The sequence below is a fragment of the Acinetobacter sp. Root1280 genome (genome assembly GCF_001425285.1).
Lineage (GTDB): Bacteria > Pseudomonadota > Gammaproteobacteria > Pseudomonadales > Moraxellaceae > Acinetobacter > Acinetobacter guillouiae.
In genome coordinates, this window is sequence record NZ_LMED01000027.1 from 191,984 (window position 1) to 210,774 (window position 18,791).

The following is an 18,791-nucleotide window of genomic DNA, read 5'->3' on the forward strand; positions in this document are numbered from 1 at the left end:
CAGATTCTCAGCCTTTTTTCATCCTATATTTCAATAATCATCTGCTTAATTTTGGGATTATTTAAAGCAAATTTTGCATTTCTAATTTAAACAAGGCAAGATCAATGCATAGCACAGGATATTTTCCTTATGAAGCTTCTTTACTCATGCCTTTTAGTCCCAAGTATCTGTTTACTCAGCAGTTGTAGCATAAACATTGCGGGTGGTAATGGCCGACCCGACAATCCTTATTTTATAACCACCCAACCCTTACTGATTAAAAAAATACAGCTTCCTGCTGGCTCAACTTTGACCTATGAAAAACAGGGCTTTAAAACAGGCAGACAAAGTCAGTTAATGAATGAAAGTAAACTGAAAGGCATCTCGTTGCCGAGTGGACAAACCATTATATGGGCCGGTGTGCCAATCAGTGCGATCAACAAATTCAGCAACTCAGAAATGCGCGGCTTTAGCCTTAACGCAGAATTTAAGCAACTTGCTCCCAATCAAAACTCTGGCTTCTCCAAACAGTGGCAACGTTGTGGTGATGATCTAGGGATTAGTATTAAAAATACAGAGGATTGGTCATTTAATCCAAGTAATATTGTTGATGTGGAAAGCTGTAGTGTACTTTATCAACGCTACTTTAAAGACAATGCCGAACAGCAACGATTTTTAAATCAATTTTATGCTGAGTTGCTTAAAGTCACTTCAAAATAATTCAGTATTTTTATCATTAAATGCTGACGATAAATCAACATTTTCAAACGGGTTAATCATCATCAAGATACCCAATCGATCATCCCACAACTTTATTTCGACCTTGTGCTTTGGCTTTAAATAGCGATGCATCTGCCCGATTAAACAAAGCTTCCCAACTTTCAGCCCCTGTTGCCACGCCAATACTGACAGAAACATTCAGCTGTTCGTTAGACATCGAACTATTAAAATTTAACCGTGATACATCAGCCAAAATACTTTCAGAAATTTGTAATGCCCAATCCCATTGGATGCGATCAATTAAAATCAAAAACTCATCACCACCAAAACGTACAATTAAATCGGATTGCGCAATATTTGCTTTTAAACATCGAGCAATTTCAACAATAACCGAATCACCTAAAATATGTCCAAAGCGATCATTCACATATTTAAAATTATCAATATCCACCATGATCAAGGTCAACTCTTGAAAGCGATCAGGTTGTGTTGCGATATTTTTTAAATAAACCTCTAAAGCGAGTCGATTTGAAACACCGGTTAAGCTGTCGGTGTTGGCACTATTTTGTAATTGAAATTCAAAAGCATCGCGTTGCTTGAGCATTTCTTTTAATTTATCCAATGCATCGGTTAGGGTATGCACCTCTTTGGTTTGTATCGAAGCTGCACCTATATAATCACGCTCTTGAACTTGTGATAACTCTAAGATCATATTTCTTGCATATATCAAGGGTTCAAATAACTTTTTACGTGTATATAACATCGTAAAAACTGCTACCGACAATGACAAAAGAGAAATAAATAAAGTGATAAAAAATTGACGTTGCTCCGATTCCATTCGATGACGCGCACTTAAGGCGTGGGTTTCAAGTAGATATTTTTGTAAATTTACCACCGTGGTAAACTTATCCACGATTGCATCTGTCAGTTGGTTTGCCGTTAAAAAATAAGGCTGCTGATTTCTACTCTCTTGCACCAAACGATTTACAATGGGTAAACCTTGGTCAATAAATTGAGTTTTTACTTGACCATATAAATAAAGATACTCAGGGGTTTTTAAGGATTCTATTTGCATGGTATCCATCAAACGCCATAAATATTTAACCTGTTCTTGCGTTTGTAATGAGCGTGCTTTGTTATATTCAGGCAATGGTTCGGAAAAGCTTAGGGGTGCCATGATATTGGACGCGACTCGTCCAGATTGATCACGTAAATCAGCCAATATCAGCACAATTGAAGCATAATCAGTCACATCGCTATTATTCTTTTTTGAATGGTTAATTAATTGCTGCAACATGGCTCTACAACTGTCCCATGCCCGAAACATTCCCTGAATCACTTGATCCATTTGCACTGAATTACGTTCTTTTAACGGCAAGGCTAAATAAGCATCGACTTGTTTACGGGCGATGTTCAAATCATGTCTTAATTGAACATCTACTTGATCCGCCAAACTGGTAAACCCCGCCTTGTTTAAGGTCTCTACGGTTAAATTAATCTGTTGATCTACGTCCTTACGATAGTCCTGCAATTCTTTTATTCTGTCTGGAAAATTTGCTGTCGAGCTCGACATTGCTTTATTTGTTGGCGCTCTTTCCCGTGAAATTTTATTGGATGTTTCAGCAAAAACTTGCAAGGCTTGAATATTGACTAAAGCTCGATTTGCTCGGCTATACTCTCGATAATTACTGATGATTTGTGGAACAGCAATTAACAAAACAGACAAAATGATGACTGACATGAGGATAAGCAAACGCGTGCTTATTTGTTCTGATCTGAGTTCATGCACCATCACCATGGTCCTGTGGGAAGTTATATCGTAATAAAGCTAAAGAAATTTTGTTTATATTATAGAATATATACACATAAACTACTCCACATAATCAAGTTTAATCTACAGCGTTCAACTGCTTTATATTATCGTTTTTATAGATGAGTAATATTCAAAATTCACATTTTACATATAAATAGAATTTGCATAAAATCAGACTCAGATAGAAATTCTCATGATTTGAAAATAGATCTTTTTTATTGCCCAGTTTCCCCCAATAAACTGGGCATTTTTTTACCTACTGCATTTATCTCAAATAAAAGAATAAGCCTAATTTATCTAAGATACTTAATGTCAGTTGCTTACGTTCAGCAGGATCATCCCCTGTCTGCATGTGCATATTTAAAGCAAAAGCGGTGATCTGACCATTCGGCTGTTCTATCCATCCTGTATACCAACCCACTTGTGGCTCAACATCCATTCCCCAGCCACTTTTGGCATAGAGCTTGGAATCACCACGTCTTTCGACATAAAGCATATCTTTGACTTGCTGTTGTACAGCATCATCAAAAGGCAATGTTTTCTTTGCCAATTGATAAGCAAATTTAGCTTCTTGCTCTGGGGTGATTTTCAATGGACCAACCAACCAGAAATTATCCACCTGTTGACCAATTTGTGTATTACCAAAACCAACACGTTTGACTTCTTGACTCATCAAATCCAAACCAATACGTCGTGCCAACTCCTGATATACAGGTACGGCGGAAGCCTGCATTGCTCCTGCCAAGGTCATATCTTTTTCCCAAGCAGGAAAAGATCTTTTTTCACCATTCCACTTAAATACTTCTGTATTTGTCGTTTTCGCATGTTGCAAACCAATTAAGGCATTCAACATTTTAAAAGTAGAGGCTGGAATATACGCAGTCTTGGCTCTATTTAAATCATTCCCATAGCGTTTAAATTGAGTTCCGTCATAAGTCACAAAGACGGCTTGAGTTTGCGCATAATTAAACAACAACGGAATTTCACTTGTTCTTTGTGATGAAGCTGGATCATACAAATTAAGCTTCGAAACACAACCTGAAAAAGCCAAACTACTCAGGATGATCAATACACTGCTTTTTATTTTAAATATGTTATTACTCATAAACTTTACTTAGGCATCGACTCTATCTGAAATAGTGTAGATGAGCCCATGAATTATTTTTTAAATTGAATGTAAGAAAATATTTACATGTGCAATATATTGGTGCATAATGCACCTCATTAGGGCAATTTATTAATATTCCTCAGCAGAATTTATTGATTTGCTCCAGATTTTGGCGAAAAATCCCAGTTTTCTTTGAAAATTGGGATTTTTTTTGGCAAGAATCATGCCAACATAATTCATCTTTTGCTTATTTATGCTATATATTGGTGCAATATTTTTATGATCTATTTAATGCGATTTACTTTGAATTTTTAAATAAAAAAAAGCCCAACCTTGGGGAAAGCTGGGCATATAAACTCAAAATCTCAAAAAAATTCATTTAAAATGAATGAACTTTATTGACTCATTATCCAAAATATCTTTTACTTTGTAAAACCTATTAAATTGATCGGATATAAATTAATTATCGTTTTTATAAATAATTGAGAATAAAACAACAATATTCACATGAAATGATTATACAATCACAAATTAATTCTAAAAATAAGCAGAATTTAATGACATTTTCTTGACATTGATCGCAAAACAACGATCGGTAATATCGATCAAAAAACACAAATAAACAATAAAATGAATGTATTAATTTAACAATTTGATATCTGTTTTATATGAAATAAAACTTTTGTCTGAATTTAGTCTGTTGTTCTAATTAAGTTTTTTCCAGGTTGACGTAAAGCTGTTCAAATGTACGTTTTTTAAACAATGTAAATTTCATGTATCTACTTTGTAAACAGTGGCCTTAAACGTCATTGACTTAATATCTTGTTACAATACAATGCCGTCTGTTTCACCAATTTCTCCTATTGGAAAAGATTATGAAAAAACTCGGTTTAGCCACTGCTTTATTATTAGCCATGACCGGCGCTCAAGCATACCAATTTGAAATTCAAGGTCAATCAGAGTATATCGATACAACTGAAAATGACAAAGATTTCACTGGTGGTTTGCAAGGTACTTACTACTTCAAAAATGTTGACTCTTCAAAAGGTCCATTGGCTGAAGCAGCGTTCTTAAACCAAGCTTCGAATGTTTCTTTAGCATATAACTATGGCGAATTAGACGCTGATGTAATTGCACATAACTACGGCGCTAAAGCTGAACTTTATGTTCCTACTCCATATGTACCTGCATACGCAAGTGCTTCTTATAGCCACACAATCCTTGACGGTAAAAATGGCTTGTCAAATGATCAAGGCGATCGTTTTGCATTAGAAGTGGGTGCTCTTCCTACTCAAAACTTCTTGGTTGCTGTTGGTTATACTAACGTTGCTGACCAAGTTGCTTTAGATGCATTCAATGTTATGGGTAACGGCGTTGCTAAAGCGACTGCTGAAGCTGCAACAATTGGTGAAGACCAAGACGCAATCACTGCACGTGCTAAATACGTTGGCGGTATTGACGGTACAAATATGTCTTTAGCGTTTGAATCAGGCATTATCTATGGTGATGCGACTGCATACCAGTTCAAAACTGATTTCTATTTGAACCCACAATTAAGCGTTGGTGCTTCTTACGCAGCGTCTAGCTACGAAGGTACGCCTGATTCAGCTTGGGGTGCAAACGTAAACTACTTCATCACTCCTGCGATTGCAGTTGGTGCGAGCTACGTAAATGCAAACTACGAAGCGAATAAAGGTCAAGCAATTTCGTATGTTGGTGATACGCAAACTGTTGGCTTAAACGCTAAATTCCGTTTCTAAGTTGGCTTAGAAATTGAATCAAAAAAAGGACTCATACGAGTCCTTTTTTATTGCCTTTGTTTTTAAATAAACAACTTAGTTTCTCAGTACATTTAAAAAATGTAGATGACGTTCATATTGGTCAATGATGTCTTGAATCAAGTCTTCTTGCGTCCACTCCATCACATCATAATTTTGACCACCTTCTCTTAAAAATATTTCTGCTTGATAAAAATCATCGGTTTCTTGATGTTCTTCATTCATCATAAAGCTTGGCGCAACCATTTTGCGTGCAATGACTTTATAGATAAAATTGAACTCATCATGATGATCCACACTCAGTTGAACACCGTCTTCAGTTTCTTTAATCACCACATTTAAATCACGGCGTTTAAACTCAAAACGAATACTTTCAAAAGCCTTAATCACATCAACCTGAATATAATGTTGTACTTCGGCCAACGTATGCGGATAGTGCATGATTAAGCCTAAACGTTGCTGCCAGCTGCGTGGGTTTTGCACAGCTCTCGGCGTGATTCTTGCCACTTGTAAAGCCTGCATTTTGGTGACATCTAAGCGCAATGCTTTGACTAAGCCCCAACACAACAGCAGCATAATAAAAGTGAATGGTAGTGCACTCATCATGGTGGCCGATTGTAGCGCGCCTAGCCCACCAACCATTAAAAGAATGATCGACAAGACCGCCATTAAAACAGTCCAGAACAAGCGTTGCCATATCGGCGAATTTTCTGTTTTCGCAGTGAGATAATCGGTCACCAATGCACCAGAATCCGCAGAGGTAACAAAGAACAAGACCACCAGCAGTGTCGCAATAAGACTAAACACACCTGAAAAAGGCAGATGGGTTAAAAACTCAAACAATGCAACTGATGAATCTTTTTGTACCGCAGAAATCAGCCCCGTCTGCCCTTGTTCCATAATACTAAACAAGGCAGCATTGCCAATAAAACCCATCCAGATCAAGGTAAAGCCTGTCGGAATAAGCAGTACACCGACAATAAACTCTCGAATGGTTCGACCTTTTGAAACACGCGCAATAAACATACCAACAAATGGTGACCAAGAAATCCACCACGCCCAATACATAATGGTCCAACCCCCAATCCAGCCATTCGATTGATAAGCATATAAATTAAAGGTCATGCTAAACAAATTCGAAATATACTGCCCAGCGTTTTGAATGGTTGCTTGTAGGATATAAATACTGGAACTGGCGAGGAATACAAAGCCCAGTAATACCAAGGCTAAAATTAGATTCAGTTCAGAAAGTCGTTTGATTCCCTTATCTAATCCAAGGAAAACCGACAATGAAGCCAGCGTACTCACCACAATAATCAAAAAGATTTGGGTGCTAATATTACTTTCCCAGCCAAATAAATAATTTAAGCCAGAATTAATTTGAGTTACCCCAAATCCTAACGTGGTAGCCACACCAAATACCGTACCAATGGTGGCAAAAGTATCGACCGCATCTCCGATTGGACCATGAATTCGTTGACCAATAATCGGAAACAAACCCGAACGAACTTTGAGTGGCAAGTTATAGCGAAAAGCAAAATAAGCCAGCGTTAAGCCAACAACTGCATAGATAGCCCAAGCATGTAAGCCCCAATGGAAAAAGGTAATTCTCATTGCTTCTTGGGCAGATTCAATGGTTTGTGGATCACCAGCAGGTGGATTGACATAATGCATGACAGGTTCTGCAACACTGAAGAACATTAACCCGATCCCCATACCCGCAGTAAATAGCATGGCAAACCATGACCCATTACTATACTCAGGCTGGCTATGATCAGGTCCAAGCTTGATTTTACCCATGTCAGAAAAGGCAATAAAAATCAGCACAATTAAAAATATTGCGACAGATAAAACATAGAACCAACTAAATGAATCGGTGATCCAGCGGTTCATCCTTTGAGTAATCAGTTCAAAGGCATTTGGTGCAAAGACAACAACGGCTAAAAAAAGCGCAATAATTCCAACAGTGCTCAAGAAAACATTTGGATTGACATTGTCAAACCAAGTGATTTTTTTGGAAGGCATATTTCCCCCAGGTTTTTATACTCAATGGACAGACTTTTTAAAGTCAAAAAAAGGCATTCACAGGTGTGAAAAAAGACGAATCCTGTAGAACAGCGATTGGATTCAGGCCACATTATAATTTAAATTAACATTTTCAACAATTTACTAAATGTAACAAGATCATTAGCTCATGATTTTGGTTTATTTTCAATATATTGCAAGGCAATCATCCGTGAGACGATCAGGGCAAAATACATCACACCACAGAACATTTGCAACATTGAAATCACCCGCGCAGCAGGTGCAACAGGAATCAAATCGGACAATCCCGTTGCCGATTGCAGACTAAAACTAATGAACAATAAATCCAGCCAAGATTGGTAGTCCGCAACATGATTTGGGTTTTGAAAACTCTGCGGAACCAGCAATTGACAAATACTGTATAAGAAGGCAAATCCCCATGCGATCAGGGTAAATACTGCACCTGCAGCAAACAGCTCATCTTTGGTTAAATAACGATCTGCAAACATATAACGGATTAGACCATATGCTGCACAAAAATAAGCGGCTGCTTCAAATGAATGTGCAAAGATTTGCAAAGTAACAGAATGAAAACCGATCAACATTAGAAAGGACAGTACAAATGCCCCTGTGACAAAGGTTAATCCCAACAGTGTAAATGTCGGTGTTTGTCGAATCACTTTGGCAATAATCAGTAACGCGGATACACCGAGTAACCAAGTTAAAATTTGATAACTTCTGCTGGCATTGGTATAGACAGATAAAACTAAAATAAGCAGTTGGACCAACAATAACCATGCTGATGGTAATTGTTTAAAACCTTTCCAAAATTCGATCATTGAACGCATATTTTCTGATTCTGATTGTTCTTTTAAACATTCAAATTAACATATTCATTGGGTTTCTTAAATCCTTTCAATTTTTCGTGATCATTCAACTGATCAATCAGCATCAAACAAGCTGTATATCGCTTAAAGGCTGAAACTGGGATGATTGAGTTCTAGTTTTGCATCACCCATAAAAAAAACACCTTCGAAAAGGTGTTTTTTAGGCTGATCTCAAATCACTTAGTGATCTGAAGCACCAGAGATACCAATACCTGTTTGTGAACGTACAAACTGTGCATCAAATGCTTTGCGCTCTGCTTCTGCACGTGCAGATTTATCTGTCACAGAGAACAACCAACAGCAGATGAATGCTAATGGCATGGCAAAGATTGCAGGACCATTGAATGAGTTGATTGGAGTATCAGAGATTTTTAATGTGTCTACCCAAACTGCTTTAGACAAGATAATTAAAGTCACCGCTGTCACTAGACCGACAACACCACCAACAACAGCACCACGTGTAGTTAAGCCTTTCCAGAACATTGAAAGAACCAATACTGGGAAGTTTGCACACGCCGCTACCGAGAATGCTAAACCCACCATGAAGGCAACGTTTTGTTTCTCGAACAAAATACCTAAGATCATCGCAAAGATCGCAAGACCAAGTGTTGCAATCTTCGACATACGTAATTCAGATTCAGGGGTTGTTTGACCTTTTTTCAATACGTTTGCGTACAAGTCATGTGAAATTGCTGAAGCACCTGACAGTGTCAAACCCGCAACTACCGCAAGAATCGTTGCGAATGCAACTGCTGAAATAAAGCCCATGAACAGATCGCCACCTACTGCATCTGCAAGGTGTACCGCTGCCATGTTATTACCGCCAACTAATTCTAGTTTGCCAGTCACAGCCATTTTTGCAACATCAATAAATTGTGGGTTGTTTGATACGAAAAGGATCGCACCGAAACCGATAATGAAGGTTAATAAATAGAAGTAACCAATGAAACCTGTTGCAACAACCACAGATTTACGTGCTTCTTTAGCATCTTTAACTGTAAAGAAACGCATAAGAATATGTGGTAAACCTGCTGTACCAAACATGAGTGCTAAACCAAGTGACAAAGCATCGAGTGGGTTTTTCGCCAAACTGCCTGGCCCCATAATTTTGGTTGCATCATCAAGACTAACATCATGTACTTTTGCAAATACATCAATAGATTGCTTGAACATTTCAGAGAAGCTATAACCGACAGAATGCATCACCATGAACGCCATGAATGTTGCACCTGAAAGTAACATCACTGCTTTAATGATCTGTACCCAAGTTGTCGCCAACATCCCACCAAAGATCACGTAAGCCATCATCAGAAGGCCAACAATCACAACTGCGATGTTATAGTTCAAACCAAATAACAGTTTGATCAACTGACCTGCACCCACCATTTGAGCAATCAAATAGAAAGCCACAACAACAAGTGAACTGATTGCTGCAAGTGTACGTACTGGTTTTTCTTCTAAACGGAAAGAAACTACGTCAGACAGGTTATATTTACCTAAGTTACGTAAACGCTCAGCAACCAAGAACAATACGATTGGCCAGCCGACCATGAAACCCAGTGAATAAAGCAAGCCATCAAAGCCTGAGCTAAACACCAATGCAGAAATACCCAAGAACGATGCAGCAGACATATAGTCACCTGCAATCGCTAAACCATTTTGGAAACCAGAGATACCACCACCAGCGGTGTAGAAATCCGCGGTATTGGTGGTTTGTTTTGCAGCCCATTTGGTAATAAATAAGGTTAAACCAACAAAAATTGCAAACATAATGATTGCATGCCAGTTAGTCGCTTGCTGCTGAGCTTCACCTAAATCTGGGCCTGCTTGTGCAACAGTAGAAAGCAGTGCAGTAGATGCAAGAGCTGCTTTAGTCTTTAAAGAGTTCCATTTCATCTTAGTGCAGTCCTTTTTCGTGGGCGATTGCTTCGACTTCTTTCATTGCATCTGCATTCAATTGATCCAATTTATTGTTGGCAATATATGAGTACACACCACACAATACGAAAGATAAAACAATAATTCCTAAACCTAAAGGAATCCCCCAAGTGGTGATGCCACCACTAAATGAACTCATTAAAAATTCTTTGTTATAGCCAACTAAAAGCATAAATCCAACATAAACGAACAACATAATTGCTGTTAATGTCCAGCTTAATTTACTTTTTTTAGCAACCATTTCCTTGAATTTTGGATTTTGTAGAATCGCCTCTACCTGTCTCTCATCCATAACCATGCTCCTTGATAAGCGACCAGAACGCTGGTTGCTTTTTTTAATATTTTTTTACATGGTCAAAATTAACAATATTGTGGGGTTCTCGTAACTTAGACTTTGGTCGTTAAATTTTGAGCAAAATAAACGAGACAGTTCATGTATGCGTTATTATAGACGCAGCTTTTTATACTGTAGTCCTTATGAACAGTTGGTTAATTATAGGGGTTCTGGCCCTTTACATCCTCATTCTATTCGTTTGTGCTTTCTTTGGTGAGAAGCATGCGAGTCGATTAAGTACGCGCGGCAGGATGCTTCTCTTTAGTCTAACATTGGGGGTATATTGCTCATCTTGGACATTTTATGGAGCAACAGGTGCTGCAGTACGTGAGGGAATTATTTTCCTTCCGATTTATTTAGGACCTTTATTATTTGTCTGGTTGGGCTATGACATTTGGCGTCGTTTAGGTCGCGTTCGACAACATCATGCGATTTCTTCAATTGCCGACTTTGTGGCAGCACGTTATGGTAAAAGCGGAACATTAGCGTCCTTAGTGACCATCTTGGCTGTTATCGCCATCATTCCTTACTTAGCACTACAATTACGCGCCATTGCGCTTAGCGCTTCCGTCATGCTCGATCACAATACCCAAGTGGTCTCCACCACCACCAATGGTGTGCTTGGTCTTACCGCTGTATTGGCGATCTTGGCCATGATGTTTGGCACAAGACAAATTGCCAATACCGAACAACATGGCGGTTTAATGCTTGCCGTTGCTTTTGAATCATTTGTAAAACTATTTGCCCTGCTCTGCGTGGCCTTTTTCTTTATTTTTGATCATCCACAAAATATTGTACAGATCTCACAGGATGTGCAAAAAACTTTTCATGAAGTACAACTGTTTGGTGTGCCAGACACCTTTTGGGTTCAAACTTTATTAGCCTCATTGGCGATTATCTGTTTACCACGTCAGTTCCATGTGGCAGTGGTTGAATTACGCGATGAAAAACATATTCGTGGTGCAAGACGGTGGTTTGCGGCATATTTGATTCTGACCATTATTGCCATTATTCCAATCGCCAGTTGGGCTCTTCATGCAGCACCTAAATATCTGACCATTCCTGATGTTGCGGTACTCTCATTACCGATTAGTTATAACCAAGACTGGTTATCTTTACTGGCATTTTTAGGCGGTTTTTCAGCATCAACAGGTATGCTGTTAGTCTCGTCTGTGGCACTGTCCATCATGCTCAGTAATGACTTGATTATGCCTTCTCTATGGAAGTTTGGCATTCTTTCTCGTCATGACAAGCGCTTACCACAGGTACTTAAATTTACCCGTCGTGTGTGTATTTTAGCGGTAATGTTACTTGGATTTTTATTCTTCCACTTCTTTAATGATATTGACCAATTATCCACCTTTGGGTTATTGGCATTTAGTGCAGTTGCACAATTTTCGCCAGCTTTAATTGGTGGTTTATACTGGCGTGGTGGAAGTCGCCAAGGGGTTTATGCAGGGTTGGTCGTAGGCTTTATCCTTTGGTCATATACCTTATTATTACCAACGATTTTACGTAGCTTACCTGTTGAGTATAGCCAGTTTGCACATCAATTTTTGATGTTTGGACCTTTAAATATTGAATGGTTAAGACCAGAAGCCTTATTTGGCTTTGAATCTTTTGCCCCGCTTACCCATGGTGTAATCTGGGCACTTGGCTTAAATATTACTTTATATATTTGGGTCTCTCGTATTTATCGCCCAAGTATTGCTGAGCAAATTCAGGCAGAGAGCTTTTTCTATTATGAAACCAAGCCCTTACCTGCGCAAAACACCTCTACCGATATTAATTACTTACACCATGATGTCGCGAAACTTAAAGTCGGTGATCTGATTGCACTAGCCAAACGGATTACTGGTGAAGGCCCAGCAACCCATGCCTTTCAGCAATTTTGCACCATGAATAATGTGGTGCTCAATGAGAATAGCAGTGCCAATGGGATGTGGTGGCGGTTCACTGAACAATACCTCGCAGGCACAATCGGTGCAGCCTCAGCACGAACATTACTCACCACAGCCATGGTCAATAACGGCTTGGCTTTGGGCCAAGTGGCAAATATTCTCGACCAAGCGTCACAATGGCAACGCTTTAACCAAAATCTTATCATGACCATGATTGACCACATGACCCAAGGCGTGAGTGTGGTTGATGAAAACATGTGTTTGGTCGCTTGGAACAACCAATATTTAAAGCTGTTTGATTATCCAAAAGATTTAGTCTATGTCGGTTGCCCAATTGCCGATTTGATTCGTTATAACGCAGAGCGTGGCGAATGTGGTCCAGGCTCGGTAGAAGAACATGTACGTAAGCGAATTCATTGGATGAAAGTCGGAAGCGCACATGAATTTGAACGGATTCGTAAAGATGGCCGTGTGATTCAAATGCGTGGTAATCCCATTGAAGGTGGTGGTTTTGTTACGACCTTTGCAGATATTACCGCATTCCGTGAAAATGAAGCGGTACTTGAAGCACGTGTGTCGGACCGTACTCAACAGCTTGCAAATGCCTTATCTGAACAACAACTGGCACGTGAGCAAGCCGACAAAGCCAATATGTCAAAAAGCCGCTTTATTGCAGCAGCCAGTCACGATTTGCTTCAACCGATGCACGCAGCACGCTTATTCAGTACTGCTTTAGAACAAAGCGTACAATCGTATGAAGATCGTAAAACCTTACAACAGCTTGATCGTGCCTTACATGGTGCTGAGAGTATGTTGTCTGCCCTTTTGGATATTGCACGGCTGGAAGGTGGTTCAATCCAACCGAAACGTCAAGCTTATCCACTGCATGATTTATTAAGTGATTTAGAACTGCAATTTAAATCAATCGCCGCACAACGTAATATCCAATTGCGTGTCCATGATGCTCAATTCTGGATTGATACCGACCCACAATGGATCCGTCGTATCATCCAAAACTTTGTTAGTAATGCCTTACGTTATACTGCTCGTGGACGTGTGATTGTTGGTGTATTACGCGCGTCTAATCGCCCAAATCATATCCGTATCGGTGTCTGGGATACCGGCCCAGGGATTGCAGAAGAGCAACGCATTAAGCTGTTTCAAGAGTTTGAGCGTTGTGGACATACCTCGCCATGGGGTGAGCAAGGCCTAGGGCTTGGTCTGGCAATCGTCCAACGTATGACCAGTTTGCTTGATTATCCTGTGCATGTTTACTCTGAACTAGGTAAAGGCTCATGCTTTATGATTGATGTACCAATGGTAGCAGCACCTAAAGTGGTTTCATCACCTGTACAAGCGGTACCATTAAAAGCCAAAGCTTATAAAATCTTATGTTTGGACAATGATGATACGATTTTAGAGGGTATGGCAACGCTACTGACCAAATGGGGTTATCAAGTCTTTAAAGCCACTGAACCTGAACAAGCTTTGGAAATTATTCAAAAAGAAAATATTCAAGTCTGGCTGGTTGATCAGCATTTAAATCATGGCAAAATTGGCTTAGATTTTATTGTCGAAAACCGTCAGGAAAATGTTCCTTCAGCACTGATTACTGCAGATTCTGATCCTGAATTACCAGAGCGTGTTAAAGACCTCAACGTGGTGTTGTTGAAGAAACCATTGAAACCTGCTTCTCTTCGAGCATGGTTATCTGGCTTGAAGATTTCTAAATAATCTTCCACTACGTTCAACCCTTTTCAGTTTATTGATCACGTTCTTCTTTAATGTTTTGAAACATTTACAACCTCTAGATCGTTGCATTCTAGAGGTTTTGTAACGCAATTTTTTAAGTGGAATAGCAATTTTTTTTAAGCTTTGTGCAAAAGCATTCAAAAAATAGCAAAACGTGAACCCATTTATTGACTAAAAACTTCAAAGCCCTCTTTTCTATGGCAAATAACATCAAAATAGTAAATATACACTTGTATAGTTAGTTACAATTTTCTATTTATATGATTTTAAAAAATAAAAAAACACTTTTTACCCTATCTACAACTTTAGTCGTATTCCTATTGCATCTCAGATAAATCAAAAATTACTTCAAGACAAAATCACGCTCATGTTTAGGAAAACAAAAACAGCGCTTGAATTCAATTTTAAATAGGATTTTTAACCATGAATATTTCAGAAACTGTTCCACATGGGCTACACCAAGCTCAACAATTTCATCGTCAATATGGTGCAAATGCAATCTTGCCTGAAATTGATTGGCAAGATCTTTTTAAACACAGCAAACTCCACGACACACAAATCCAAGCACTCAACACGATTTATCAAGCAGCTGTGCCTTTGGCACTTCAAGTATTTGAGGAATTAAAATTTGATGTATTTACCCCTGTTGCTTACCATCCTCAAGGCTTAGGTCTATTTGATAAATTAGCGCAACAAGAAGAAAAACTGGTTCAACGTCTCGAAGATGAATGCGAATGTTTAAATGATGAAGTTCGTCATCAAGTGTGGAGCATGTTACTGCGTGGCGGTGCGGTACTGGTCTTTAAAGCATGGTTAGGTAAAGTAAAAACCGGTGAAAATACCTTAGATATGACCCAATTTGATGAATTATCAGATTTGCTTTTTATCAAAACCTCACCGACAACATTGGCAGCTCGTTTAAAAATCGATGCACATGCAGATTACGACCATGTTTTCCTAATGTATGGCAATGATGTGTTTCTAGACCGTTTTAATAGCTTAGAAGCGGCTGCTTTATTTGTAGATTTAGGTGTTTATGATGCAGCTTTCTTAAGTCTACGTGATGACCGAGTAGCAGATTACCTAAAATCTAAAGGCTATGTCACCCATGAACAAATTGAAGATTTAAAATGTGCTTTAAACCCATTGGGCTGCCCTGATCAAGTTTCGAAACAAGACTGTTTAGCTTAATCCTCATGCTTGAATGATGTATAAAGAAAGCCAGTCAATTGACTGGCTTTCTGCTATTTAGCTTAAAGATTACTTCGCACTTTAAAATAATAATATCTGCTCAGCTAGTTTCAAGCATGTACTGATGCTTTACCCTCAATAAAAAGTCAGATATTTCACTTAATATTGATCAGTTTAAGTTTTAATTCTCCCCAGCCCTACTTTTAAAAAGGAGGAAGTTTTCCATCACTAAAATTAATTTAGTTTCAGGTCATGGAGGATAAGCATTTTATCGCGTATTAATACAATGCCTTAGGCAATTTAATCTGAATAATTTCATTATCATCCGCACGCTTTGCATTTCGTCCTGATGAACCAGGGAAGTTATTGTCATTTAAAACAGTTAAAGTATTTTTATTTTCAATAATCACATCTTCAATGGTTTCAAATGGAAAAGCAAAAGTTGTAGCTGTACCAATATCTCCATCTCGCGCTGTACCATATAAATTATTCGGGTTGGCGATATTCATAAGATCAACTAAGTCAGAACGTTTTACCGCTTTCCCTGAATCTCCTAGTTCAATTTGAATCAGCTTCTTATAACCATCTAACTTGTTTTGGCTCGCATCACGCTCAATAATAATGCCAGACTTATCATCAAACATTTGGAAGTCACCAATATTGGTCGCCTTGGCATTCAAGGTAAAATAATAATATCGGCCAGTATACGCTTTCTTCTTCACGTCAAATTGTGAGATAAGTAACTGTTGTGTGGTCTCGCCTTTTAACGGTTTTTCTAACAAAGGATATAAATATTGACCATCCTTAGACAATGCCATTCCTTCAAAGCCACCGCTTTGCTGAACCAAAGGCTCTACATAATTTATGTTGGCTTTATTGAATTGATTTTGCGGAGAACGCAATTCCACACCAGCTTTCAATGGATGAGGTAATGCAATCGGCGCATCAAGCAGTATTCCATCTTTATCAAAATGCAGTAAATATGGTCCAAATTCATCACCAATCCAATAGGTACCATCCGCAGTACGTTGTATCGATTCAGGATCAAAATCTGCCCCAGTGAGTAAACGATCTGTGCTGTTTTGATTGATGATTGAAAATGGTATTAATTTATTGGGATCACGAAGCTGAATAAAGCTCATCACTTGAACTTTTGCAGATCCTGCTGATTTCGTCCGAAAATCAGGTTTTACTTGATAAACACGGAGTAAAAAGTCAGATGAATTGTCTTGTGTACCAAAGCCATTGTCTGCCATAACCATATAAGTGCCATCACCGTTCTTTACAGCACCAGAGAAGCCTTGAACTGGCTGACCTTTAAAAGGTGGAAATATGCCATTGGCGCCCTTTACAAAGGCACCTGAGTTTGGACCCGCTGCATAAGTTTCGACATCAAGTTTGGCAAATGAAACCAAGGTCGGTACAGTGACAGATGGTTCAAATGAGAAATCCTTGTCATCATCATTACATGCGGTTAAAGCCAATACGCCTAACGCTAAAACAGAGTAAGCAATTTTTTTCATAAAGGTCTTTTTTATTGATTTAAATGAGCTTTATTAGAAACTAATAGCATGACATTTTGAGGTCATTTCAATGACAATACTGCGTCAGTTTGATGATATAAGTAGATATGCTTCACTCAGCATATACTCCACCGTATAAGCGCGCGTCATCTGAATTAATCCATTGATTTAATTAACTTTTTCATTTGGGTAACAATCTTAATAGCCCCGCACTTTTCCCATCTTCCAAAACCCAAATCGAACCATTATAAGCGGGATGAATATCTCGAATGCGTTGCTGCATGTTTAAACGCTGTACCTCACGAACAGGCTTCGATTCAGTATCAACCACAATAATCGCTTCTGAAGATAACCCACCAATCAAGGCTTTATGATTCCATTTCGGGAATAATTCATCTTGATAAAAGACCAAACTGGAGGGTGATATTACTGGTGTCCAACTGATTTCTGGCGCCTTAAATTCAGGACGCGTCGCATGATCGGGAATGGGTTTTCCTGAATAATGATCACCATTGGAAACAATCGGATAACCATAATTTTCGCCCTTCTTAATCAGATTTAACTCATCTCCTCCTTTAGGCCCCATTTCAACCACCCACAATTGATCCTTCGCATCAAAAGCCATACCTAATGGATTACGATGACCCAACGACCATACTTGTTTTGCGATCTCACCTTGTTGAGTAAATGGATTATCTGCAACAATAGTACCATCATCATTCAGTCTTAAAACTTTGCCTAAATTGGAATTCATATCTTGGGCGGGATCAAATTTCTGGCGTTCACCAGAACTAATCCAAAGCTTACCATCCTTTGCAAAAATCATTCGATGTGCATAATGCCCTTGTCCTGAAACTTTAGGAACTTGCTCCCAGATTCTTTTAATATTGATTATTCGAGGATTTTTCTCTTGTAGATTTAATTCACCACGAATCACAACCGCACCATATCCCCCTTTTCCTGTTTCGGCATAACTTAAATAAATTTGATGATTGTTTGCAAAATCAGGATGTAAAACAATATCACCTAAGCCACCTTGTCCACCATAAGCCACTTCGGGAAGCCCTAAAATTTCTATACTTTTCAATGTGGAAGGATCAAACAGTTTTAACTTTCCTTTTCTTTCGGTAATCAGTAAACGACCATCAACCAACTCAGTCATCGCCCAAGGTTCATCAAATGTCGCGACTTTTTGGATCTGATAGGTCTGGTTAATCAAAGAGTTAGCCGTAGTGCTTTGATTATTTTGAGCATTACATGCACTCAACAAGCTACAGCTGAGCAATAGGGGTAAATAGATTAAGCACTGTCGAAAAGCCTTCATTTTAGATTCCCTCAATATTGTTATGACTTATCGATTTATTTTAAACAAAAGTATCCATCTCACCATTTCATATTGGTAACTGAGCGAATTGGGCCTTAATTTTTAATTGGATCATCTTGTAAGCTTTAACCTACAACAATCGCAGTGATTAGCGAATATACGGACCTAGACATTGCGCTTATCATAGCAAACATAAAGAGACAGGAAGTCTCATTGAGAATAAGAAAACACACAGGACGTGAGATTCGACAGGAGTCAAATCTAACACACCAATACGAAGAAAACCCCATCAGGATGATGGGGTTTTCTTTTTGTATCTACAAAAATCTATTTATTTTCAGTTGCTTATGCACTTCAATTCTTCTACAGGTTTCTTTTCATTTCGCTAATCAACACCGCACATAAAAAAACACCCCGCTCTCGTTAGAGACCGGGGTGTTTTAGATTTAAAAGCTGGCGATGACTTACTCTCACATGGGTAACCCCACACTACCATCAGCGCTAAGAGGTTTCACTTC

12 protein-coding genes are annotated in these 18,791 nt (G+C 38.7%); 4 read left to right on the top strand and 8 right to left on the bottom strand.

All coding sequences use genetic code 11. The features are described from left to right. Positions 1-129: 129 nt before the first annotated feature. Positions 130-699, top strand: coding sequence for a hypothetical protein (locus tag ASC84_RS19155; RefSeq protein ID WP_056517619.1), 570 nt, complete (start codon positions 130-132; stop codon positions 697-699). A 79-nt stretch (positions 700-778) separates the two neighbouring features. On the opposite strand, the gene ASC84_RS19160 is transcribed toward ASC84_RS19155, so the two are convergent. Beyond that, a complete protein-coding gene (locus ASC84_RS19160; RefSeq protein WP_004725238.1) occupies positions 779-2,491 on the bottom strand; it encodes a GGDEF domain-containing protein in 1,713 nt (570 codons plus the stop codon). A 286-nt stretch (positions 2,492-2,777) separates the two neighbouring features. Further along, positions 2,778-3,617, bottom strand: a complete 840-nt coding sequence (locus ASC84_RS19165) for an OXA-274 family carbapenem-hydrolyzing class D beta-lactamase OXA-669 (RefSeq protein ID WP_056517622.1) — start codon at positions 3,615-3,617, stop codon at positions 2,778-2,780. An 878-nt stretch (positions 3,618-4,495) separates the two neighbouring features. Here ASC84_RS19165 and omp33-36 point away from each other — a divergent pair. Continuing rightward, a complete protein-coding gene (gene omp33-36, locus ASC84_RS19175) occupies positions 4,496-5,380 on the top strand; it encodes a porin Omp33-36 (RefSeq protein ID WP_004725233.1) in 885 nt (294 codons plus the stop codon). A gap of 75 nt (positions 5,381-5,455) precedes the next feature. Here the strand turns inward: omp33-36 and ASC84_RS19180 are convergent, their stop codons facing one another. The 4 genes from ASC84_RS19180 to ASC84_RS19195 all read right to left on the bottom strand — a co-directional run bounded on the left by ASC84_RS19180 (position 5,456) and on the right by ASC84_RS19195 (position 10,540). Continuing rightward, positions 5,456-7,423 carry a BCCT family transporter gene (locus tag ASC84_RS19180; RefSeq protein WP_056517627.1) on the bottom strand — a complete coding sequence of 656 codons (1,968 nt, stop codon included), beginning with the start codon at positions 7,421-7,423 and terminating at the stop codon, positions 5,456-5,458. Positions 7,424-7,590: 167 nt separating this feature from the next. Further along, the gene (locus ASC84_RS19185; RefSeq protein WP_034612723.1) at positions 7,591-8,271 is read right to left on the bottom strand and encodes an ion channel; all 681 of its coding nucleotides are present in this window, start codon (positions 8,269-8,271) and stop codon (positions 7,591-7,593) included. Positions 8,272-8,490: 219 nt separating this feature from the next. Beyond that, entirely contained in the window at positions 8,491-10,206 is a 1,716-nt protein-coding gene (locus tag ASC84_RS19190; RefSeq protein ID WP_004725228.1) for a cation acetate symporter, read from the bottom strand. 1 nt (position 10,207) lies between these two features. Continuing rightward, positions 10,208-10,540 (bottom strand): DUF485 domain-containing protein, encoded by a 333-nt coding sequence (locus ASC84_RS19195; RefSeq protein WP_004725226.1) that lies wholly within the window; start codon positions 10,538-10,540, stop codon positions 10,208-10,210. Between the two features lie 185 nt (positions 10,541-10,725). Here ASC84_RS19195 and ASC84_RS19200 point away from each other — a divergent pair, with 185 nt between their 5' ends. Both ASC84_RS19200 and ASC84_RS19205 read left to right on the top strand, forming a co-directional pair. Next, positions 10,726-14,217 (top strand): PAS domain-containing hybrid sensor histidine kinase/response regulator, encoded by a 3,492-nt coding sequence (locus tag ASC84_RS19200; protein ID WP_056517631.1) that lies wholly within the window; start codon positions 10,726-10,728, stop codon positions 14,215-14,217. Positions 14,218-14,658: 441 nt separating this feature from the next. Next, positions 14,659-15,426: a hypothetical protein gene (locus ASC84_RS19205; protein ID WP_004725221.1), complete on the top strand. Its 768-nt coding sequence runs from the start codon at positions 14,659-14,661 to the stop codon at positions 15,424-15,426. Positions 15,427-15,704: 278 nt separating this feature from the next. On the opposite strand, the gene ASC84_RS19210 is transcribed toward ASC84_RS19205, so the two are convergent. Next, positions 15,705-16,949, bottom strand: a complete 1,245-nt coding sequence (locus tag ASC84_RS19210; protein WP_056517634.1) for an esterase-like activity of phytase family protein — start codon at positions 16,947-16,949, stop codon at positions 15,705-15,707. Between the two features lie 181 nt (positions 16,950-17,130). Then, positions 17,131-18,273, bottom strand: coding sequence for a PQQ-dependent sugar dehydrogenase (locus ASC84_RS19215; RefSeq protein ID WP_056517637.1), 1,143 nt, complete (start codon positions 18,271-18,273; stop codon positions 17,131-17,133). Positions 18,274-18,791: the final 518 nt, after the last annotated feature.